Origin of the sequence: uncultured Aquimarina sp. (assembly GCF_947496855.1) — a bacterium.
Classification (GTDB): domain Bacteria; phylum Bacteroidota; class Bacteroidia; order Flavobacteriales; family Flavobacteriaceae; genus Aquimarina.
Map to the genome: position 1 here is coordinate 483,326 of NZ_CANMED010000004.1, position 22,259 is coordinate 505,584.

Annotated in this window: 19 protein-coding genes; 5 read left to right on the forward strand and 14 right to left on the reverse strand. The window is 34.4% G+C overall.

Annotation, left to right across the window (positions count from 1 at the left end):
• Positions 1-5 precede the first annotated feature (5 nt).
• Both Q0921_RS14550 and Q0921_RS14555 read left to right on the forward strand, forming a co-directional pair.
• Complete coding sequence (locus Q0921_RS14550) at positions 6-266, forward strand: hypothetical protein (protein ID WP_299258037.1); 261 nt, start codon at positions 6-8, stop codon at positions 264-266.
• 43 nt (positions 267-309) lie between these two features.
• Positions 310-564, forward strand: a complete 255-nt coding sequence (locus tag Q0921_RS14555) for a hypothetical protein (RefSeq protein ID WP_299258039.1) — start codon at positions 310-312, stop codon at positions 562-564.
• On the opposite strand, the gene Q0921_RS14560 is transcribed toward Q0921_RS14555, so the two are convergent.
• A complete protein-coding gene (locus Q0921_RS14560; RefSeq protein WP_299258041.1) occupies positions 553-1,380 on the reverse strand; it encodes a hypothetical protein in 828 nt (275 codons plus the stop codon). The two genes, Q0921_RS14555 and Q0921_RS14560, sit on opposite strands and share 12 nt — an antisense overlap.
• Before the next feature lie 135 nt (positions 1,381-1,515).
• On the opposite strand from Q0921_RS14560, the gene gcvP reads away from it, so the two are divergent.
• Entirely contained in the window at positions 1,516-4,368 is a 2,853-nt protein-coding gene (gene gcvP / locus Q0921_RS14565) for an aminomethyl-transferring glycine dehydrogenase (RefSeq protein ID WP_299258043.1), read from the forward strand.
• A 66-nt stretch (positions 4,369-4,434) separates the two neighbouring features.
• Here the strand turns inward: gcvP and Q0921_RS14570 are convergent, their stop codons facing one another.
• From Q0921_RS14570 to Q0921_RS14595, 6 genes are all read right to left on the reverse strand, one after another.
• A complete protein-coding gene (locus tag Q0921_RS14570; RefSeq protein ID WP_299258045.1) occupies positions 4,435-5,157 on the reverse strand; it encodes an alpha/beta fold hydrolase in 723 nt (240 codons plus the stop codon).
• Between the two features lie 274 nt (positions 5,158-5,431).
• Positions 5,432-6,811, reverse strand: a complete 1,380-nt coding sequence (locus Q0921_RS14575; protein WP_299258047.1) for an exonuclease domain-containing protein — start codon at positions 6,809-6,811, stop codon at positions 5,432-5,434.
• A 118-nt stretch (positions 6,812-6,929) separates the two neighbouring features.
• Entirely contained in the window at positions 6,930-7,343 is a 414-nt protein-coding gene (locus tag Q0921_RS14580; protein WP_299258049.1) for a DUF3010 family protein, read from the reverse strand.
• Between the two features lie 29 nt (positions 7,344-7,372).
• Complete coding sequence (locus tag Q0921_RS14585) at positions 7,373-7,825, reverse strand: FKBP-type peptidyl-prolyl cis-trans isomerase (RefSeq protein WP_299258051.1); 453 nt, start codon at positions 7,823-7,825, stop codon at positions 7,373-7,375.
• Positions 7,826-8,472: 647 nt separating this feature from the next.
• The gene (gene katG / locus Q0921_RS14590; RefSeq protein WP_299258053.1) at positions 8,473-10,755 is read right to left on the reverse strand and encodes a catalase/peroxidase HPI; all 2,283 of its coding nucleotides are present in this window, start codon (positions 10,753-10,755) and stop codon (positions 8,473-8,475) included.
• A gap of 183 nt (positions 10,756-10,938) precedes the next feature.
• A complete protein-coding gene (locus Q0921_RS14595) occupies positions 10,939-11,451 on the reverse strand; it encodes a hypothetical protein (RefSeq protein WP_299258055.1) in 513 nt (170 codons plus the stop codon).
• Positions 11,452-12,253: 802 nt separating this feature from the next.
• Between Q0921_RS14595 and Q0921_RS14600 the strand changes: the two genes are divergently transcribed.
• Complete coding sequence (locus Q0921_RS14600) at positions 12,254-15,490, forward strand: chondroitinase-B domain-containing protein (protein ID WP_299258057.1); 3,237 nt, start codon at positions 12,254-12,256, stop codon at positions 15,488-15,490.
• A gap of 202 nt (positions 15,491-15,692) precedes the next feature.
• Here the strand turns inward: Q0921_RS14600 and Q0921_RS14605 are convergent, their stop codons facing one another.
• The 5 genes from Q0921_RS14605 to Q0921_RS14625 all read right to left on the reverse strand — a co-directional run bounded on the left by Q0921_RS14605 (position 15,693) and on the right by Q0921_RS14625 (position 20,612).
• Positions 15,693-16,967 (reverse strand): alpha/beta hydrolase-fold protein, encoded by a 1,275-nt coding sequence (locus Q0921_RS14605; protein ID WP_299258059.1) that lies wholly within the window; start codon positions 16,965-16,967, stop codon positions 15,693-15,695.
• A 152-nt stretch (positions 16,968-17,119) separates the two neighbouring features.
• Positions 17,120-18,172, reverse strand: a complete 1,053-nt coding sequence (locus Q0921_RS14610) for a bifunctional transcriptional activator/DNA repair enzyme AdaA (RefSeq protein ID WP_299258061.1) — start codon at positions 18,170-18,172, stop codon at positions 17,120-17,122.
• Between the two features lies 1 nt (position 18,173).
• Positions 18,174-18,929: an isocitrate lyase/phosphoenolpyruvate mutase family protein gene (locus tag Q0921_RS14615; RefSeq protein WP_299258063.1), complete on the reverse strand. Its 756-nt coding sequence runs from the start codon at positions 18,927-18,929 to the stop codon at positions 18,174-18,176.
• Between the two features lie 151 nt (positions 18,930-19,080).
• Complete coding sequence (locus Q0921_RS14620; protein ID WP_299258065.1) at positions 19,081-19,329, reverse strand: FUSC family protein; 249 nt, start codon at positions 19,327-19,329, stop codon at positions 19,081-19,083.
• Positions 19,330-19,598: 269 nt separating this feature from the next.
• Positions 19,599-20,612 (reverse strand): hypothetical protein, encoded by a 1,014-nt coding sequence (locus tag Q0921_RS14625; protein WP_299258067.1) that lies wholly within the window; start codon positions 20,610-20,612, stop codon positions 19,599-19,601.
• A 149-nt stretch (positions 20,613-20,761) separates the two neighbouring features.
• Between Q0921_RS14625 and Q0921_RS14630 the strand changes: the two genes are divergently transcribed.
• Positions 20,762-21,040 (forward strand): transposase, encoded by a 279-nt coding sequence (locus tag Q0921_RS14630; RefSeq protein ID WP_299258069.1) that lies wholly within the window; start codon positions 20,762-20,764, stop codon positions 21,038-21,040.
• Between the two features lie 22 nt (positions 21,041-21,062).
• Here the strand turns inward: Q0921_RS14630 and Q0921_RS14635 are convergent, their stop codons facing one another.
• Both Q0921_RS14635 and Q0921_RS14640 read right to left on the reverse strand, forming a co-directional pair.
• Entirely contained in the window at positions 21,063-21,677 is a 615-nt protein-coding gene (locus tag Q0921_RS14635) for a hypothetical protein (RefSeq protein WP_299258071.1), read from the reverse strand.
• Positions 21,678-21,866: 189 nt separating this feature from the next.
• Positions 21,867-22,250, reverse strand: a complete 384-nt coding sequence (locus Q0921_RS14640) for a hypothetical protein (RefSeq protein WP_299258073.1) — start codon at positions 22,248-22,250, stop codon at positions 21,867-21,869.
• Between the last annotated feature and the right edge of the window lie 9 nt (positions 22,251-22,259).

Below are 22,259 nucleotides of genomic sequence, written 5' to 3' on the forward strand. Positions count from 1 at the left end.
TACACATGAGTACAGAAAACAAAATATTTGTAAGTTGTGAAAACGCTAATCACATTTGCGATAAAAATCAATATAGGGAAGCCTCTTTTTGGGAAAAAGTAAAATTAAATATTCATTTGATTTATTGTAAGGCTTGTAGGAAATACTCGTCTAAGAATACGAAACTAACTAATTTATTTAAAGATCCTAAGGTAATAAGTATCAATCAATCAGCTAAGGATGCGATGAAAGAACAATTAAAGAAAAAAATGTCTGAACAAGAATAAATAAGTTAAATAACACCCAAAATAATAGTATTTTAAAATTGTAATGAAAACAAGTAATAATTTATCAATCTCCTGCGAGGAAGCGAAGTATATCTGTGATAAGAATCAATATGGTGAGGCATCCGTTATGGAAATTATCAAATTGAATATCAGGTTAATGTATTGCAAAGTAACAAGAGCTTATTCTAAAAGAAACAGCAAACTTACTAAAGCAATTAAAAAGTCTAAAGTACAGGTGATAGAAGCTTCTAAAAAGGAAGAGATGAAAGAACAACTACGAAAAGAATTAGCCAAATAAGCGCTGCATCAAGACCCATATAAACAACCAAATAATCGGAATGCTTTCGACCCAAAAGGAACAAAAGTATTCCGATTGTTTTTTATCCGTACCCCATAAAAACAATAAACTAATAATTGTAATAGACACTGTACTGAGAATTTCTGTAGAAAAAAGTTCATCCTTAAACACGGTAATTAGTAAAAAAATCACTAGTAAAATACTTCCAAATACTTTGGTTCTTGTGATACCAATTTTCTGAGGGATTGTTTCTAATTCTTTTCCGTCATACTGTAAATCTCTAATCTCAAAAGGCAGCATTATCACTACGACAAACAAAAAACGCTGTATGATTTCTATACTCATATTAAACTCTAAAGCTCCTTCTGTATAAATAACAGGTATCAATACAGTTATTCCAGTCCAAGTAACACCAATAATAAAAATCTTAATTCCTGCTACACTTCTTAAATTCTTTTTATTTGGAAAAACAGGAACAGCATAAAGTATTGTAAGGAACACAAAAGGTAACATCCAAATCAACGTATCTATGGAAAGCTGATACCCAAAATACACAAAAATTATAGCACAAACCGTTGTAAATATTTTTATGACAGTCATTGATTTTGTCAATCGTTTGTGATATAATTCGGATATATTAGCATACTTCACAAAATTATACGCTACAATAGCCCCCACAAAACTGAAATATATATACACATCCCCTCCCAGAATTTCGAACTTTAAAAAAGTAAGCTTAACCAAGGCTGCCACGGCTAAGGCTACATGGATACTGCTGTTTACATAAAAACTAAATATGCTTTTTAAGGTTTTCACACGGTGAATTTAGGGGAATCTGTTAATAACACTGTAAATTGGTTAAAAACTTGATAGGGTTAGGTTAATTTATTGTGAAAATTTTAGGGATTAAATATGTACTTTTGCGCTTTCAATCTCAACTGTTTTTTTGCTATGAAAACTGACTCATTTAAACTGCGTCATATTGGTCCTTCAGAAAAGGATCTTGACAATATGCTGAATACAATCAAGGCTGATTCTATGGATCAACTTATCCACGAAACTGTCCCTAATGACATTTTACTAAAAGCCCCGTTAAAACTTGACGAGGCGATGAGCGAACAAGAGTATTCTGCTCACATACAGCTGTTAGCCGCTAAAAATAAGATGTTTAAAACCTACATGGGTTTAGGATATCACGAAGCAAGTTTGCCAGCAGTAATACAACGTAATATCTTAGAAAATCCAGGATGGTATACTGCTTATACACCATATCAGGCAGAAATTGCTCAAGGTAGATTAGAAGCATTGCTAAATTATCAAACTATGGTTTGTGATCTAACCGGAATGGAATTGGCTAACGCATCTTTACTTGATGAAAGTACTGCAGCTGCAGAAGCAATGACCATGTTATTTGCAGTGAGATCCAGAGCGCAGAAAAAAGAAAACATTCATAAGTTTTTTGTTTCTGAAGAAATACTACCACAAACGCTTTCCTTATTAAAAACCAGAGCAATTCCATTAGGTATTGAATTAATAATAGGTGACCACACAAAATTTGATTTTTCAACAGATTTTTATGGTGCTATTTTACAATATCCAGGTGTATCTGGTCAAGTATTTGACTATGCCGCTTTTGTAGAAAACGCGCATCAGTCTGAAATTAAAGTAGCAGTAGCTGCCGATATCCTTAGTCTTGTAGTGCTTAAATCCCCTGGTAGTTTTGATGCAGATGTAGTAGTAGGTACTACACAGCGATTCGGAATTCCATTAGGATATGGAGGACCTCACGCAGCATATTTTGCAACTAGAGAAGAATATAAAAGAAATATTCCTGGTAGAATCATTGGTGTTACTCAGGATATGAATGGGAGTCGTGCATTACGTATGGCATTACAAACCCGCGAACAACATATTAAACGCGATAAAGCAACTTCTAATATATGTACCGCTCAGGTATTGCTTGCTGTGATGGCGGGAATGTATGCTGTATATCACGGTAAGGATGGATTGCAATACATCGCTAATAAAGTAAACACTTCAGCTTCTGAGTTGGCTAATACCATTGAATCATTAGGATATCAACAATTGAATACAGTATACTTTGATACCATCAGAATCAAATCATCAGCAAACAAAATTAAAGAAATCGCTGAAGAACATCAGGTAAATTTCTACTATCCAGATACGGAAACAGTATCCATCTCTTTAAATGAAGCTACTACTACTGCAGATCTAAATACAATTGTATCGATTTTTGCAAAAGCAGCGGGAAAAGAAAGTATAGAAATAAGTGTAAATAATAATTTGGTAAATATTCCGGATACAATAAAACGAAATACAGAATTCTTAACGAATGAAGTATTTAACACCTATCATTCTGAAACGGAATTGATGCGTTATATCAAAAAGCTAGAACGTAAAGACCTTTCTTTAAATCATTCTATGATTCCGTTAGGTTCTTGTACAATGAAGCTAAATGCTGCATCCGAAATGCTACCGTTAAGTGATCCACAATGGGGTAACATTCATCCGATGGTTCCGGTAGAACAAGCCAAAGGATATCAAGAAGTACTAAAAAAACTAGAGGATCAGTTAACCGAAATTACAGGTTTTGCAGGAACTTCTTTGCAACCTAATTCAGGAGCACAAGGAGAATTTGCAGGTTTAATGGTGATTCGCGCGTATCACGAATCCAGAGGAGATCATCACAGAAATATTTGTTTGATCCCTTCTTCTGCGCACGGTACCAACCCTGCATCTGCAGTGATGGCTGGAATGAAAGTAGTAGTAACCAAAGCCACCGAAGAAGGAAATATAGATGTAGAAGACCTAAGAGAAAAAGCTGAAAAGTATAAGGACAACCTTTCTGCATTAATGGTAACGTATCCTTCTACTCACGGAGTCTACGAATCTGCAATTAAAGAAATTACTAAAATTATCCATGATAATGGAGGGCAAGTATACATGGATGGCGCTAATATGAATGCTCAAGTAGGATTAACACATCCAGGAGCCATTGGCGCTGATGTATGCCACCTAAACCTGCATAAAACATTTGCTATTCCTCACGGAGGTGGAGGGCCTGGAGTTGGACCGATTTGTGTAGCAAAACAATTGGTACCATTTTTACCTGGTAATCCTGTTATTGCCACAGGAGGAGATCAGGCAATTACTGCTATTTCTGCAGCACCTTGGGGATCAGCTTTAGCCTGTTTAATATCATATGGTTATATAACCATGTTAGGCGAAAAAGGTCTTAAAGAATCTACAGAATATGCTATCCTAAATGCTAATTATATCAAGGAACGATTAGATGGACATTATAGCACTTTATATTCTGGAGAACGCGGTCGTGCTGCTCACGAAATGATTGTAGATTGTCGCCCATTTAAAGCACACGGAATTGAAGTAACAGATATCGCCAAGCGATTAATGGATTATGGATTCCACGCTCCTACGGTTTCTTTCCCTGTTGCAGGAACAATTATGATTGAACCAACAGAAAGTGAAAGCAAAGCGGAGTTAGATCGTTTTTGTGATGCAATGATTAGTATTCGTCAGGAAATAGCAGAAGCTAACGCAGACAACCCTAACAATGTAATGAAAAATGCTCCTCATACTATGACCATGTTAACTGCAGACTCTTGGGATTTTCCATATACCAGAGAACAAGCAGCTTATCCATTATCATATGTAGCGGATAATAAATTCTGGCCAACGGTAAGACGTGTAGATGATGCTTACGGAGATAGAAACCTTATTTGTACTTGTGCTCCTATTGAGGAATATATGGAAGAGGTATAAATTAATGTATATTTAAATAAAAATTGCCTGGTACTAATAATAAAGTATCAGGCAATTTTTATTTAATTATATAGTTTTCAAAAACTCATTTACTACTTTCCAGTAATCATCACTATCAGGAAATTTATCCCAAAGCGCTCTTGACCCATGGTTTCCTTTTGTTTCGGGAAGAAAGAATTGCTTTTTATCTGACGGAATAGCATCATAGATTCCTGACCAACTCTTTTTTTCGCTTTTCGCAGAAGTAATAAACACAGGAATTTTAATATTATCTGCACTGGTAGTAATAAAGTTCTTTTTATCAAAGTATTCTCCTGGAGAAAATGATAATACTCCTTGCACAGCATCTGGATAATCTCCTGCATATTTTAAAACTAATGAAGAAGAGTACGAACTACCCCAAATAATAATTTTATCAGGATTATAAGTGTTTTTTACATACGCTATGGCAGCTTCTACATCTTGGTAGGCGTCATTAAATCCTGTTTGCTTACCTTCTGTTTTAGCCGCAGCATTTGTTTTATTAGTTATCTCATTTACTGCACCACCAGATCGCTGGTCCACTGCCATACAATGATATCCTAATGCGGTAAGTTTTGGAGCAATCTCTAGATATTCTCCACGACTCCATCCTGCCTGATGAAAAAGAATGATAAACTGATTACTGCCTTTAGCTTCGTACATATCTGCCGTTATCGTTAATCCATCTTTAGAAGGAAAATCAATAGTTTTTTGACCATAGATTGATATGGTCAGGAATATAATCATTGTAGTAAGTATATTTTTCATAGATAATAAATGATTTAATTTAGAAATTTCAGTTCAATTATAATTATAACAAAAAAACAACTATCAGAATGTTTCCTCAAGTAGAGTCGAGAGGTTATCCTTAATAATTGGTTAGGTCTATACTCCACTCGATCTGACATACAAACTTAAACGACTTGTTTTAAAAATTTCAATCCCACTTCGATCGCTAATAATAAGTTCCTCAAAGTACTAATTTACAGTATAGATGTATACCATGATTTTGTTATAATTTCTAAAAAGGTATTAAGAATATTTATATCGGAACAATATTCCTATCTCCATTCTTACGTAGATAGCTTTTGATTATTTTGGTTGTATGGTAAGTATGCTTCTGAAGATTTAAAAAATCATCAAAATCTTCTATTTTAGCAATTTGTTCATCTTCCTGGATATATCCAAAACCTTTATAAACACCATCTTGGATCATTACAAAACTTTGCTCATTAAATGTTCTGCCTTTTTCTTTAATAAAATAACTCTTTTGATCTCTTCGTAAAGAAGATAAAGCTTTTTGGACTCTCATATTATACAAGGCAACAGACTCTTCTCCTATGCAAATACCTTTGCAGTTCTTAATTTTATAATGAGAACATTTTTCTGTCGTACTCTGTAAACTACAATATCGTGGACATAGTTGATGATCTTCACAAAGCTGTTCGAGTTTTTCTACGGCCTCTGCCCTGCTATAAAATATTTCTACCGAATGATCTATAGAATGCGATCTATCAATTGCCAATTGGACCACTCCTTTTCTATTCGTATAAAACATAACACAATAAGGAGCTACTGGTCTTTTCTGAGCTTTATTAAACTTCGGATAATGTTTTTGGATTTTTTCTGATTCTAATAGTAAAGCAACGAGTTCATTACCTGTTACTTCGTAATCTATAGTATAGGTAGCCTGACCTAGTGCATATTCTTTATTCTTTTTATCATAAAAATGACTGATCACTCGTTGTTTAATATTTTTAGCTTTGCCAGCATATATCACCTTCCCTTTTTGATCTTTAAATAAGTAAATACCTGTTTCTTCTGGCAGTGCATCTATGTTTTCGACTTTGAGATGTGGCGGCAATGTGGCTTCCTTAGAGCGCGCATTTAAGAATTTATTAATGACCAAAAATTCAGGATCTAGGCTAAGAATCCGTTGAAAAAGAATTACAGTAGCATCCGTATCACCTTCTGCTCTATGTCGATCTTCTAAAGGAATATTAAGAGAAGAACATAGTTTCCCTAAACTATACGAAAACATACCCGGAATTAATTTTCTGGATAAGCGAACGGTACAAAGTTTCTTTCGAACAAATGAATACCCGAGGTTTTTAAACTCTCCTCTGACCACATTATAATCAAAAGTTACATTATGCGCCACAAAGATGGCTCCTGTAGTCATCTGTACAATACGTTCTGCTATTTCATGAAATCTAGGTGCACTTCGCACCATATCATTATCAATCCCTGTAAGGCCTGTAATAAAGGGTGGAATATGACATTCAGGATTTACCAGAGAAGTAAATTTATCTATTATTGTATTGCCTTGTAACAATACAATACAAATTTCTGTAATGCGATTACCATTAATGCCTTTACCTGTGGTTTCTACATCAATAACAGCATATAATTTTTCTGACATTACTTTTTTTTGGAGTACAAATTTAAAATAAATAATCGAGATTTGGAATTTTTCCTCTTATAATGGAATTTTTCCTATTCTAAAGCGTCTAAAAAAGTATTGGCGATATCAAACGCCACTAATTTCTCAACAAATACGCCGCCAATCTGGTTGCATTTTCTTGGTAAGCATTATCAAACGATACCGGAAGGGTATTCTTTTTATAATAAGCAGTCAAGGTTTGCTTGGAAACAAAACTCATTTCGATATTTGGATAACATTGTATCAATGCTTCTAATTTAAAGGAAACAGCTGCCGCTGCAAACTTTCCTTTAGTTTGTCTACTAATAATAGCAACATGCGCTGGCTCTATAACATCAAAAAAAGCATGAATCTCTTTTAGAAAAGCTTGAATATCCTGATTGCTCTGATCATCTTTAATTTCAATATACTTGATCTTACCAGTAAGATTGATATATTCACCTTGCGGATCTTTAGATAATACCACGCAGATTGCTCTTTTTTTATCTATTTCTATTCCGATTACTTTCATAATTTTACATTAGTTCTATTTAAAGATTCTTAATTCACCGAAATCAATGTAATATCAAATAGTAATACAGAACCTGCCGGAATCGGCCCTACAGATCTGCGACCATATCCCAAATGTGCAGGTATCAATAGTGTACCGCTACCACCTTCTTTCAAATATCTAATCCCTTCTCTCCAGCCTTTTATTACCTCTTGTAAATCAAAAGAAATACCGTTTGCATCACTTTTATCGAACACCGCACCGTTTGTAAAATATCCTTTATATGCCACAGTAACCTTATCTGATCTTCTGGGCCTGATTCCGGTTCCTGGCTCACGAATAACAAAATGTAAACCTGTATCACTTTTTCCTGCGATCAGACCATTATCCTCTATATATTTTATAATCTCTTTCTCGTTCTCTGCTCTAAGATCCGCTTTTATTTGACCTGCATTACAAGAAACAAAAAGAACGATTATAAAAGTGAATATGGCGTATTTCATCTATATTATTTTTTTATTAACCACAAATCTAATACTATACACTTTCTAATTCAATAGTTAATGATATTATTTTACGTAACACTATCATAGAATTAGGGATACCTTATTTTAAGATTATTAATTTACAAAAAAGTAAAACCTAGCAAAATATTGATTATCTATAATTCAAAAAAAAGTCTACGGAAAATTTCCTTTTTTGCTTGAAGGATTGCAATGGAAATCCCATGGCCTTCTCCTCCGAGGCCAAAAAGTGCGAGAAATTGTAGTTCTTTGGCTTCGTTCACGATAAACTACAAAACATACCCTTGCGGTCACGCCCAAGACAGAAACGACCAAATCCTTTTAATAGAAAACCTGTACTACGGTCAAAAAATTCTAAATGAATTCTATAAAAGAACCCCGCTTAGTTTTAATAATTAAGCGGGGTTCATTGGTGAAATTTTATGTTATATACCTATTATACATTTTTAAAGAAAAGCGTCAATTCGAGTAATTTTCCAAAATGAAATGGAGGGAAATTGTATCGAGAATAGCTTTTTTAATCCAAAATCCTATTCTCGATACACTTCTTCTTTTATTCGAAGCACTCGAATCGACGAATTTTGAATAAAAAATCAAAATGCACAACGGGTATTATATCTAGTTTACTATAGATCGAAACGATCAAGTTTCATAACCTTATTCCAAGCATTCACAAAGTCTTTTACGAATTTCTCTCGAGCATCATCACCAGCATATACCTCAGCCAATGCTCTTAATTCTGAATTTGAGCCAAAGATAAGATCAGCACGTGTAGCTGTCCACTTAAGCTCTTTTGTTGCTCGGTCTCTTCCTTCATATTTTTCCTTCGCATCAGAGACAGCTTTCCATTCTGTGCTCATATCCAAAAGATTGACAAAGAAATCATTCGTCAACGTTCCTGGGTTTTTGGTAAAAACACCATGTTTAGAATTATCATGATTTGTATTTAAAACGCGCATACCTCCCAGAAGAACTGTCATTTCGGGAACAGTTAAGGTTAACAACTGAGCCTTATCTACAAGCAATTCTTCGATTGTTAGTGTATATTTTGTTTTTAGATAATTTCTGAATCCATCAGCCATGGGTTCTAATAATGCCATAGATTTTACATCAGTTTGCTCTTGTGTAGCATCCATACGTCCTGGAGTAAAAGAAACTTCGATAGGATACCCAGCTTTTTTAGCAGCTTCTTCTACAGCTGCAGATCCTCCTAAAACGATCAGATCAGCGATTGATACTTTTTTACCTTTTGCATTAAAATCACTTTGAAGCTTTTCTAAGGTAGTTAATACTTTATTCAATTGTTTAGGATTATTGACTTCCCAATTTCTCTGAGGTTCTAATTGAATACGTGCGCCATTAGCACCACCCCTTCTATCTGAATTGCGATAGGTAGATGCAGAAGCCCACGCTGTAGAGATCAATTCGCTATTCGTTAAACCGGAATTTAGGATACTTGATTTTAAGTCAGCAATATCTTTTGCATTCACTAATTTGTGATTAACCGCTGGAATTGGATCTTGCCAGATAAATTCTTCTTTAGGAATTTCAGGTCCAAGATATGTAGTACTCGGTCCCATATCTCTATGCGTTAGTTTAAACCATGCGCGTGCAAAAGCAGCATTAAATTCTTCTGGTTTTTCTAGAAATCTTCTTGAAATCTTCTCATAAACCGGATCAAAACGTAAGGAAAGATCCGTAGTTAGCATCGTAGGTTTATGTTTCTTTTCTGAATCAAAAGCATCTGGAAATATTTCTCCTACATCCTTTGCTTGCCATTGATGGGCTCCTGCTGGGCTTTTGGTCAACTCCCATTCAAAATTAAATAGATTAGCAAAGAACGTATTATTCCATCGTGTAGGTGTCGCAGTCCAGATTACTTCTAAACCTGAGGTAATCGCATCTTTTCCTTTTCCTGTACCATAATCATTTTTCCAACCCAACCCTTGTTCTTCTATCTTAGCTTCTTCTGGTGAAGCACCTAAGTGAGAACCAGGGGCAGCCCCGTGAGTTTTACCAAGAGTATGACCACCTGCAATAAGCGCTACGGTTTCTTCATCATTCATCCCCATGCGTCCAAAAGTCTCCTTTATATCAATCGCTGCCGCTACAGGATCTGGATTTCCATTTGGGCCTTCTGGGTTTACATAAATAAGTCCCATCTGAACTGCTGCTAAAGGTTTTTCGAGTTCTCGATCACCAGTATATCGTTCATCATCCAACATTTTGGTTTCTGAACCCCAATAGACATTGCTTGCAGGTTCCCAAACATCTTCTCTACCTCCTGCAAAACCAATGGTCTTAAATCCCATAGATTCGAAGGCTACATTTCCCGTAAGTATCATTAAATCTGCCCATGAGATTTTACTTCCATATTTCTTTTTAATAGGCCAAAGAAGTCTACGTGCTTTATCCAAGTTACCATTATCTGGCCAGCTGTTAAGTGGAGCAAAACGTTGTTGTCCTTCTCGAGAACCACCACGACCATCTCCAGTTCTATACGTACCCGCACTGTGCCATGCCATACGAATGAATAATCCCCCGTAGTGCCCATAATCTGCTGGCCACCAGTCTTGAGAATCTGTCATTAAATCCGTAAGATCTTTTTTTAATGCATCGTAATCTAAGCTTTCAAACTGTTCTGAGTAGTTAAATTCATTCCCCATAGGATCTGATTTAGCTGCGTGTTGTCGAAGCACGCTTAGATCGATTTGATTAGGAAACCAGTCTCTATTGGTTTTACCATCATTACTGACATTAAGACCTCCTGATGGTCCTTCTGATGTGAAGCCAAAAGGGCATTCACCTTTTGCAGGCGCTTCGCCTGGTATTGCTTTTACTTCATCTTGCTGACATCCAACTAAGAGAAATGCCACGCAGATTAAGGTTATTAAGAGTGGTTTTTTCATTTGTGTGTTTTTTTTAATTAATAAACTGTTTGAGTACCGATTTTTAAAAATAGTAGTACTTTTTTGTAACTAAAAAGAGAATATTATTTATAAAATTATAAGTAAATAGATATTATCTATAATTACGGGAAATCCTTATACAAAAAACCATATAAAGGAAATAGCTATTTTTTACTAAATTATTTAGAAACCTATTCCAAAATGTAATGCAGCAGTAAATGATATTTCTTGATCATTCCCTACTCTTACAGGTAATACTAGCTCTGCAAAAACATTGGTTTTTCCTATAAGAAATCCTCTATTTAATAGTGGAGTGATACCATATCTTCCGCTTCTGGTTTCATAAGCAATCCTATTTCCAAACGTAAGTTTATTACCGATACCCCAGAGTAAACCTGGATGTATTAATAACTCACTTACAGAACTAACATTATCCCCGCCAGCATTCTTATTAGAACTTATAAATGGCACAAGTTCTACATCAAAAGCAAATTTTTCACTTTTCCGGATTGTTACCCCTATTGGAAACCCAATAGTGTATGGATCAAATCCATCAGAGACCTCTCCGTCCTGAATAGTTACTAAAGGTTGTACAAAGCCAAAGTGGCCTCCGATAGCATTTTGCCCTTTTACACTATAGATGCTTAAGGATGTGAATAGAATACTTGCGATAAAAACGGTTTTTTTTAGAGTCATGATATTTTGTGTTATATATTAATGAAAAGTAAAATGGTTAACGGTACTATATAGAATTGATTAAGCGCTTGGATATCACATTGATTTTTTTGCACGCTTCGTATTTTCAACATCAGACGAATCAAAGATTAATGGTGATTTGAAAAAAAAGAATCAAAAAAAACGGTATATATTCTATGCCATGACATTGATCTAATAGATGATTATAGCTATACTGAGTTCAGGTTAAACTAAATATAATTCTAAATCACTTTTTTTAGAGCATTTTATAAAAAGATAAAAAAATGGCACACTTAACTGTCCAAAATAATTTCAATGGAGATTAAAATAGTAATACGTATTAAGTGTTAAGAAGACGGAGGAGCTAATTAGATTTTTCATATAAATTGAACTATTTAAATTGGTGAATCAAATATTATGTTATAAAAAAAATCAATTTGTTAGACAGCTAACTTATTATCTATATAATCTTATTAATGAAGTGTAGGTTATTAAGATCGATATAGAATTATATGAAGCCTTTGGATGGTTTAATCTTAGATATCAATAAGTACATCACTGATATTTCCCTAATTAATTAACAAAATTCACGCAATCAGATTATTTACACACGTAGAATATTAATATATCAGCAAAAAACATTAAATTGGTCAACCAATTTAATATATCACTACTAAGAACTAAACTTATTCCTTAATCAAAAACAAAACTAATACTCTAGCTTTTAAAACCTAAACATAAAAATCAAACCAAACTGCGAAGGCTAGCTCATTTTGTAACTAAACTATTTAACACATTTTATATGAAAAATCTTCACACATTTTGGTCTGTAAAAAAGCAAAAACAATCTGATCTAGATGTTTTTCTCTTTAATAAACTACTAAAAAAAAGAAGTGTAAAAGCATTATTTATGATTGTTTTTCTCTTCTCCACTCCCCTTTTGGCTGCGGAGTACATCATTAATTCAATAGACGATTTTAACAATTTAAACTTATCGCCAGGTGATGTAGTCATCTGGGAAAACGGAACTTATAATAATGATGAAAGACTTGTATTTAGTGCCAATGGAACCTCATCAAATCCTATTACTCTAAAAGCCCAAACGCCTGGTGGTGTTGTTTTTAATAACGGACTACAAATGGATATTGCCGGAAACTACCTCATAGTCGAAGGTTTTCACTGGAAAGGAGGCTACGGAGCTAGTAATTTTATACAATTCAGAAACGGAACAACCTATGCACAAAATTCTACAATCAGAAATTGCGTAATTGATGGTTTAGGTGTTGAACCAGGCGATGCGGCTGAAGCGGAACAAGATGGGGCCATTGTTAAACATAGATGGATTGTCTTATATGGAAATAATAACAATGTTTTAAATTGTTCTTTTTTAAATAAATCTACTGCGGGAGCTTTGGTATTAGTTGAATTAGAATACAATGCAGAAGTTAACCGCTGTGACATTGTTGGTCATACAATACGTAATAATTATTTTTATAAATACGAAAAAATGGATCCTTCATTATCCAACTCCGGTGATAGTGAAACCATTCGTGTAGGGACTAGTGAATTCCAGAATGTAGATTGTAGAACAACAGTTAGCAATAACTATTTTGTTGAGGCAGATGGCGAAAACGAAATCATTACCAACAAAAGTGACAATAACACCTACCAAAACAATACTTTTAGAAGGTGTAGAGGATCATTAACATTACGTCATGGTTCTGGTGCTACTGTAGAAGGCAACTACTTCTTAGGAGAAAATGTTGATGGAACAGGAGGAATTCGAATAGTAGATAGCGACCATACAATTACCAACAATTACATCCAGGATTGTATCACTGTTATTGATCAAGCTAAATGGAATAATGGAATTACATTTATGGGAGGCTCTACCAGTTCTCAAGATAATTGTGATGCTACTAGTGTATCTAATGGTTACCAAGAATCAGAAGACATTACTGTTTCCAACAATACAATTGTAAACACCAATGCTCCTTTATTTTTTAATGGAGATAAAGGTACTAGCAACAACACTGGTAACATTGATAACAATGTCATTTTCTTTTCTAGTAATTCATCAAATAGTACAAATGTTATTACAGAAGATGATAATGGTGATTTTTCAGCTATTGGTTCATCGTTATCTTATTCAGGAAATGTATATGATAACACAAACTTAGGTGCATCAGTAAATGGATTCTCTTCGGCAAATTTATCAGCTAGTACTAATGGTGAAATTTTAAGTATTTCTGGCACTAATGCAGGATCAAATATTTCTCAATCTCCATACTCCGATAGCGATGTAGCTTTACTCGTAGGTGCTTGTTTTGTTGATTATATGGGTGATTCTTTAAGTTCCTGCAGCAATACACCTCCTACAGATATATTAGCAGTATCCACAATTGATGATTTTGCAGCTACATCCGGAAGTCAGACACTTACGATAACATCCAATGTTAACTGGACAATATCCGATAATAGTTCCTGGATCACCGTAAGTCCTACATCTGGAGTAAATAATGGCAGCACTGTGATATCAGTCTCCGCTAATTCACAAAGCACTACAAGAACTGGTACTGTAATCGTCAGTGGTGGATCTTTGACCAGAACAATCATTATAACTCAATTAGGTATAACAGCTACTATATCCGTGGATAGTGTGATTCTTTCTCCGAATGCTACCACTATAGAAATTGGAAACACACAGCAATTAACAGCCATGATATCGCCTAACAATGCAACGAATCAAAACGTCACCTACAGCAGTAATAACACTTCTGCGGTAACAATCGATTCTAACGGATTAATCAACGCCATTGGTGCAGGTCAAGCTATTATTACAGTAAATACAGAGGATGGAGGGTTCACTGATACCTCAACTGTAACTGTAATTTCTCCTACTACCAGTGCCAATTTAGCTTTAAATAAACCTGTAACGTCCACAGGAACTCCAGATGGCAACAATATTGCCGACAACCTAGTAGATGGATCTACTAATTCTCGTTGGTCAGTCAATGGTTTTCCTCAATCATTTACTGTAGATCTCGGAGATAATTTCAGCATTAATAAAACAGAATTGGTTTTTTATCAAGGCAGAGCATATCAATATACTATCGAAACTGCTACTAATGCCAACGGGACTTATACAGAAATAGTTGATAGAACCAATAACGCTACACCTGGAACAATTTCTGCTCCTGTAACGGATTCTTTCTCTTCTATAAACGCACGTTATATTAGAGTAACCGTATCCGGTGCATCTGTGTATTCGGGATCTTGGGTTAGCATTCTTCAATTTAGAGCCTTTGGCAATACCATTGATATTCCTAGTTGTACTGCGGGAAGTAATTTATCATTAAATGCTAATCTTTCTTCATATAGTGATCAACAAACAACAAACCCAGCAAGCAATATTATCGATAACGATACTGATAATAGATGGTCCGCAGAAGGATTTCCTCAAAACGTAGTAATAGATCTAGGAGAAGAATATGCTATTAGTGAGATCGATTTATATCCATATAACAATAGAGCATATCAGTTTATTGTTGAAGGCTCTAAAAACTCCCCTACTTCAGGATTCTCAGTGTTAACCAATGCTTCCAATAACACATCTGGCGGTTCGGTGATTAACAGAAGTTTTTCTGCGCAAACTGCTAGATATGTAAAACTAACTATTACAGGTGCATCAGGATATTCTGGTAGTTGGTCGTCTGTAAATGAATTTAAAGTAATTTGTTCTGGTGGTAGCCAGAGTCTATCTAATAGAATTGGAAATGAAGAGATTACCAATATTTCGATTTATCCAAACCCGTTTACAACAAATCTAACAGTTCAATTATCAGGAAACAAGAATGAAATTACCAGCATACAACTTATAGATATGTATGGTAGAGAAGTTGCCAATGAACCGATAAGTAACTCTGCTAGCAGTAGTAGTTTTTCTACAAACGTACCCAAAGGAGTTTATTTCCTCAGGTTATTGGACTCAACAAATAAAGTAATTGTAACAAAAAAAGTAATTAGCGGTTCCTACTAAATCGTGATTTTATACATTTTACAAATAGAGGCTGAATTCTAAGGTTAAACCAAAAAATTCAGCCTTAATTTTGTATGCATATTTTGAGAATTGGAGCTATTGTCTTTCATTTGAAAACAACTTAATTTTAAAGTACATTGACACCCCGCAACTTCTATAGGTTAGTAAAGACACAAATAAGTTAAAAGCGCTATAACATTATCTAATTTTTCTTTTTAGAAAGCTCAATAATGTTGTCTAGATTAGATTGTAATTCATTCAATTGCCATTGTCTTGCGTTTGCTTTTTTAGCTAGTTCTATAGCACGACGGCTCGTTTCTGTTGCTTTTTTAAATTCTTTTCTGTTAGTATATACTTTTGATAAACCATCATAAGCACGAAAAGAATTTGGTCGTTTTATTAAGCATGTATTATATGTCTTTTCAGCTTCCTCATATTTTTTTGCCTCCAGATGATATCGCCCTAAAACACTATAAAACTCATCCAAAGAATTAGGAAAATGATTCATTATCTCAGACCCTATTATGGCTATATCTGCTGTTAAGTTTTTGCGATAATAATAGTTCATCATATTCCCAAAATTATATGCTGGTAAGGAAAACTGAGTCGCAAACTCTGAGTTTAGCTTCTTGTAGTGATCCATTAAATCTTGCGATGATTTAAATGTATAAAACGTGTCTCGGCTTACTTCCCAATTCTTAAATAATTGTAACAAAGCTTCTTTTACCGCTATCATATGCACAGACCCATGATTCTCATCTTCATAATGCGTAAAACTCCATTTAGTATCATATGGAAAATACGTATCCAGTACACCTACAAATCCCCTAACACCCATACCTTGCGTATTAGCTAGAGAAATAAACAGGTTGGAGCTTAATTCTTTTTGATCCATAAAAACAGTATTCGCTTTTTTAGTTAGCGCATAGTCATTCCACCATAAAGAAGGATCAATGGCAATATAACTATGAAATGCATCTGGTTTTTCCAGATAATGATTCGTAACGAATAAACCACCCATAGAGTGACCTACTAGGATTTCATAAGATGATGTTCTGTATTTTTTATTAATTAGAGGTTTTAATTCTTCTTCCAGAAAAGTCATAAAGGTATTAGCACGTCCTCCTTCTGTCCCTTCTGCATTAGGACGACAATACTCACGGTATTTGGCACTGCCTTTATCCGAAATACCTACTACAATCATTTCTGGGATTTTATCTGCTACCGTAGACAAAAACTCGATGAGTCCTGTATCGTGGTAAAAATTATAATCCCCATCCATAAGATATACGACCGGAAAACTACCTTGATCACTATAAAAATAACTAGGTGGCAAATACACCTGAAAACTTCGTTCCTCCTTTAATATTTCTGAAGAAAAAGTATGACGTTTTATAGGTATCAACGCATTCTGGGCATATTGGCTAAACGCAGTTGATGTAACAATCCATAACAGTAAGGATGTATAATATTTCATAGCAGTCTATTTGTAATCAATCTAATATGTCTTTATTCGCAAAATAGGAAAGATACTTGTGATGCGCTCTAAAATAAAGGAGATTTTAACACAACTGATCATAGATTATCTTTTCTCAATATGTTCGTTATTTCCATAATAAGCGAACCAGATTAGAGATGTTCATTTTCGTGTGTTAACAACCATTTCTTTCGTTCGACACCTCCACTATAACCTGTCATACTTCCATCTTTTCCGATTACTCTGTGGCACGGAATTATGATAGAAATTCTATTACAACCATTTGCAGCCGCCACTGCTCTAACCGCTTTGGGATTATTGATTTTTTCTGCTTGTTGTTTATAGGTAGTTACCTTTCCGTATTCGATTTCTTTTAAACTATGCCAAACTCTTTTCTGAAACTCCGTTCCAGGTGATTCTATGGCTACATCAAAGATTTTTCTTTTCCCGTTAAAATATTCAGTGATTTCTTTTTTGGCTTGCTTGATGTGTTCGTTTTCTCCTGCTATGATCTGTGCTTCTAATCGCTTTTGTAAATCGGTAAACTCGGTTTCTAGCATGCGCCTATCTACAAATTCTAACAAACAAATTCCTTTTTTTGTAGCACACACAAACATAGGTCCCAAAGGTGTTGTTAATCGACTAATTAAAATTACATTCTTATGTATACTTTTTAGAGGAGAATTACCGATTACTTTTTTAAAAGTGTACCCAAAACCACTCAAGGATTCATATCCAGAATCAAAAGCAGTATGCGTAGCATTTTTTCCTTTTTTTAATTCCTGAAAAGCATTGTTAATCCGATACATTCGCTGATATGACTGAAACGTCATTCCGTAGTTTTTCTTAAACCATCGTCTCACAACCTCTGGACTGATGGCTAGTTTCCGTAACTGATCATCTGTGATTTTCTCCTTAGGATGTTGCTTTATCAGGGCAATGGCTTTTTCTACCTGTTCTGGTGCTTCATTAGCATTTTCTGTAGGCTTACAAATTTTGCAAGGTCGATATCCATGATCCAGTGCCTCTTTAAACGAAGTATAAAATTCCACATTCTCTAATTTTGGCTTTCTCGCTCTACAGGTAGCGATACAAAAAACAGAAGTCGTTTTTACACCCACAAAAAATATTCCCACAAAGCTTTCTTTTCTTTCTAGCAATGCTTTGTAATATATTTCTATCGTTTTGTTTTCTGTAATCAACATCTTAAAAAATGGATTGAAATGATTGTTGTTCTATAACCTCTTTGGCAGTAATTTCTAACTGACCATACATCTTATCAAAAAGAAAATTACCCATACTAATCCGTCGTACACCTAAATTTGATAACGTCTCAAAATCCGGAAGATCTGGCCTGCACATCACATTAACTGGTAACCGTGTACAAGTTACAATTTCTTTGATATCTGACTCCTGTTCTATACAGGGAGTAAAAATCCCATCCGCACCTGCGGCTTCATATAATTGGATTCGGTTTTTGGTTGTTGTTATGGGATTTGGGTCTCCTAATAAAAATCCATCCGTTCGTACATTTAAGAAGATATCAATATTTTCTTGTGCAAGTATGCTGTTTACCGCTATGATTGTATTGGCAAATACATCTGCATCTAATAATATTCTTGTATCGGTACTAATACTATCTTCTATATTGATTCCTACGACACCAAAATCTACAAGTTCTTTGATATGTTGGGCGATGATTTTTGGGTCTCGACTATAACCAGATTCCAGATCTACAGATACTGGCAGATGGGTATTGGCTGCAATTCGTTTTACAAAATATGCGAGTTCTGAAAATCTCATTTCCTCACCATCATGGTATCCCAAAAGACTGGCAATAGCAGCACTCGATGTTCCTATGGCTTGAAACCCCAATTTCTCAGCTGTTTTGGTACTAGGTACATCCCAAACATTCCCTAGTAGCAAAGGTGTTTTTTGATTATGTAGTTCTTTAAAATTCATTGTCCTTTGTTTTTATACAAAGGACCGATACTCATATCCGTATAGCAACCGAAAATTAGACGCGTATTTTTTTTAGAAAAAAGGTGCTCCATAAAAAGTTATGAAGTTACACCAGCACATTATCATTCAGAAACGTTGTGGGGGTAATTTCTTATTTCAAATTTCTTTCTTTCAAAAGTTTTTTCAATGCTGCATTTTTTTCTGGTTTATGAAATACCTTGAATATAAAAAACAAGGGGATTAATGTAAAAAGTCCAACAGTGTTTTTCAGAATACTATAAATAATAATTCCAATCATAAATCCAATTAAGGAAGCATTAATGATGGATGCTTTTCTCATTTTTTTTGCTTCGTCTAATAATTCTTGATCTGTTAATTCTAATAGTTCTTTTTGCTTCATATTCTTTTATTAATAGTAACATTTTGGATCTCACGTTTTAGCTCTTCTTTATAGTCAATGCCTTTTACGAAGAGCGTAAGCATCCAGAAATATATACGCTAAAGTACCAATTTTTATAATCAGACATTCTGATAGCGCAGATTTGCTATCTGTACGGTTTTACTAGTTATGTATAACATCATTCTGAAACTTTACTCATACTCGGCACGAAAAGCATTTCTGCGCTATCATATCCGAGCGATCGGGTTATACACGGCTTAGCAAATGTTTTATTCTGTTTTTGCATTGAAGAGTACATCAGCGTTTACCCAATAAACCTCTCCTTTTTCAACACCAGCCCATCCTTTTTTTTCAGGGTTATTATATCTTCTAGAGTAGATGAAATATTTTTTATCCGAAGACATATACGGACAATAATAGCGCCAGTTACTTTCATATTTTAATGGTATTTCTTTCGGTTTTGTCCATTCACCATTATCATTAAACGTTATTTGAAATTTACCTTGGCCATTAGTAATGGCATACCGCTCATCTGGTGAAACATAAGTTATTAGTTCTTTTTTTTCTGTCTTAGTGTTAATGATAACCGGTGTTTCAAATTTTTCATTTCCTAAATATTGTGCACGATATGTGTTCATTCCACCTTCATCACTTGGTCTATTTGAGCGAAAATATAAACTCCCATCTGCTGTAACAACAGGATAGGTTTCTAAATATTCGGTGGAAACCAAAAAATCCACTTTAGAGGCTAATTCCCATTTACCGTCCACTTTTTTACTCTCATAAATGTCTGGTGGTATTGTGTAAAGTTCTTCTCTGGTAACATCATTTTTATAAAGCTTAGGATCTACACCGAGAAAATACATTGTCTTTCCATCTTTTGTAATTGTGGGGTCGCAAGCAACTGAAAATAAGACATTATCGTCATATAATTTAATGGGTTTAATGTCAGACCACTTGCCATTGATTAATTCAGAATGGTGAATAACAAAACTGTTGTCAACAATTCTTGAAAAGAACATTTCTGTATTGTCATAATTAAAAACTACATTAAGTTCGATATTTCCAGTATTAACAATTGATGGTGCAAATAATTTAGGAATTGTAGAAGGAGGTTCTTCGTCGAAATATGAAATAGTGTTGTTTTTACAACTAAAAAATGTTAGAATGATTAAGAAAATTGAGAAAAATTTATTCATTACTGCTAAAATGTTTGCTAACGTTAAGACTATGGTTAGTACAGGAATTAAAAGTAGTGAACTTTCGATTAAGCACTTAGCCAAAACTTTTTATTTTATCTTTTTTGTGCATAAAGCCAAAACCAGATAGCGCAGATTTACTAATTATTTAATAACATCATTCTGAAATCTTACTCATACTTGGCACGGAAAGCAATTCCGCGCTATCATATCCGAGGGATCGGGTACGGTATATGAAAACCAAAAGACAAAGTATAGTAGAACCAGTATTCGGTACTTCAAAAAGATTTATGGCCCTGCGAAAAGTCAATACATTAGGAATCCGAAATGCAAATAAGTGTATGCTTATGGCAGCTATTGCTTATAACCTGAAGAAATACTGGAAATTCATAAAGAAAACGCCAGTAAGTCATGAAGTATGTTTTACCTTTGTTTTTCGATTAAAACCCATTCTAAACCATCAAATAAGCCGTTTAGAGCATATGTATTTACTTAAAAAAAGAAGAGCTTAGAACATTGGTTTTTAATCAATTTTCATTTTTTAGAGGCTTGTTCAACGGTTACCTTTGTTATGTGTAGTTTTTTTCTTTTTATTATTTCAAATATTCCTAAAGTCAAAATTGTAATTATAATTCCTTGCAGAAAAGTCATTCCAATTCCGAATGAGAATAAGTCTATTAATTCAACATTTCTATTATCAAATTCTGTGCCTACATTATTCGGCAAATAATCTCGATGAAAACTAGTCACAATTATCACAAAACGCTCAAAATACATTCCGCTTTTCATTCCGAATGCAACTAAAAGTACATACCAAAATTTTGATGCTAATTTTTTAATTAATAAAGTCAACGGTAAAATTAAAGCAGATAAGAACATTATCCAATATGCCCAAGCATAAGGTCCAGTTGCTCTATTCAAGAGTGCATATTCCTCAGGATTTTCAGTAGTTACCATTCCAATTAAATAAAAAGTCCAAGTAATTAATGTGTAGGAAATAATTGTCAAGCAAACTAAATTCAGCACTTTTTTTGTTTCAAATCGGTTTTTGAAAATTAGTTTTACAAAAATTAAAGTCAGAATTATTGGAATCAGACAGAAAATCAGATTCACATCAATTATTTCAATAATCCTTTTATATATCTCCATTTTTTGTTTTTCGCAGGACGCTCCTCAAATGTTCGTAACGTTACGGTATGTGTTGTGACATCTTATTACTTTTGGATTCTGGTTTCACTTCGACATGCATGTCCTGAGCCGAAGGGCTCAGCGTACCATATTTTTTGAGTTGCATACTTCAACAGTCTAGTCCTGAACGCAATCGAAGGGCTCAGTATGTTACTCTATAGATTTAGAGTATTCTAAAAACAATTGGCATCCTGCGATACACCAGGCATAGGTTTCTGCTAATTTCTTCTCTCCTGCTGATGCTGCGCGTTCTCCTTCTGTGGTACAAATAGTAACTATACGTTCTATAGCACCCACCATTAGTTTATACAATCGATCATCGGATTGTGTAATAAATGGTGACTGATTGGCTATTTCTAAATCATTTTTTATGGCTGCAATTTCACTACCGACACCGATCTTTATTACTTGCATCATAGACACAAATCGGATCAATCCCGATAAAAAATCAGTAGGCACACACAAATAACCAGAGCGAGCAGGATTGGGAATCGCATCCGTACTACTTTCATTTACAATTTGTTGTATCATCACAGGAAACAT

Excerpts from the sequence above, each read along its gene's own strand:
- Q0921_RS14550 (WP_299258037.1), top strand. The coding sequence starts at position 6 with ATGAGTACAGAAAACAAAATATTTGTAAGTTGTGAAAACGCTAATCAC.
- Q0921_RS14555 (WP_299258039.1), top strand. The coding sequence starts at position 310 with ATGAAAACAAGTAATAATTTATCAATCTCCTGCGAGGAAGCGAAGTAT.
- gcvP (WP_299258043.1), top strand. The coding sequence starts at position 1,516 with ATGAAAACTGACTCATTTAAACTGCGTCATATTGGTCCTTCAGAAAAG.
- Q0921_RS14570 (WP_299258045.1), bottom strand. The coding sequence starts at position 5,157 with ATGAAAAATATACTTACTACAATGATTATATTCCTGACCATATCAATC.
- Q0921_RS14575 (WP_299258047.1), bottom strand. The coding sequence starts at position 6,811 with ATGTCAGAAAAATTATATGCTGTTATTGATGTAGAAACCACAGGTAAA.
- Q0921_RS14580 (WP_299258049.1), bottom strand. The coding sequence starts at position 7,343 with ATGAAAGTAATCGGAATAGAAATAGATAAAAAAAGAGCAATCTGCGTG.
- Q0921_RS14585 (WP_299258051.1), bottom strand. The coding sequence starts at position 7,825 with ATGAAATACGCCATATTCACTTTTATAATCGTTCTTTTTGTTTCTTGT.
- katG (WP_299258053.1), bottom strand. The coding sequence starts at position 10,755 with ATGAAAAAACCACTCTTAATAACCTTAATCTGCGTGGCATTTCTCTTA.
- Q0921_RS14595 (WP_299258055.1), bottom strand. The coding sequence starts at position 11,451 with ATGACTCTAAAAAAAACCGTTTTTATCGCAAGTATTCTATTCACATCC.
- Q0921_RS14600 (WP_299258057.1), top strand. The coding sequence starts at position 12,254 with ATGAAAAATCTTCACACATTTTGGTCTGTAAAAAAGCAAAAACAATCT.
- Q0921_RS14605 (WP_299258059.1), bottom strand. The coding sequence starts at position 16,967 with ATGAAATATTATACATCCTTACTGTTATGGATTGTTACATCAACTGCG.
- Q0921_RS14610 (WP_299258061.1), bottom strand. The coding sequence starts at position 18,172 with ATGTTGATTACAGAAAACAAAACGATAGAAATATATTACAAAGCATTG.
- Q0921_RS14615 (WP_299258063.1), bottom strand. The coding sequence starts at position 18,929 with ATGAATTTTAAAGAACTACATAATCAAAAAACACCTTTGCTACTAGGG.
- Q0921_RS14620 (WP_299258065.1), bottom strand. The coding sequence starts at position 19,329 with ATGAAGCAAAAAGAACTATTAGAATTAACAGATCAAGAATTATTAGAC.
- Q0921_RS14630 (WP_299258069.1), top strand. The coding sequence starts at position 20,762 with ATGAAAACCAAAAGACAAAGTATAGTAGAACCAGTATTCGGTACTTCA.
- Q0921_RS14635 (WP_299258071.1), bottom strand. The coding sequence starts at position 21,677 with ATGGAGATATATAAAAGGATTATTGAAATAATTGATGTGAATCTGATT.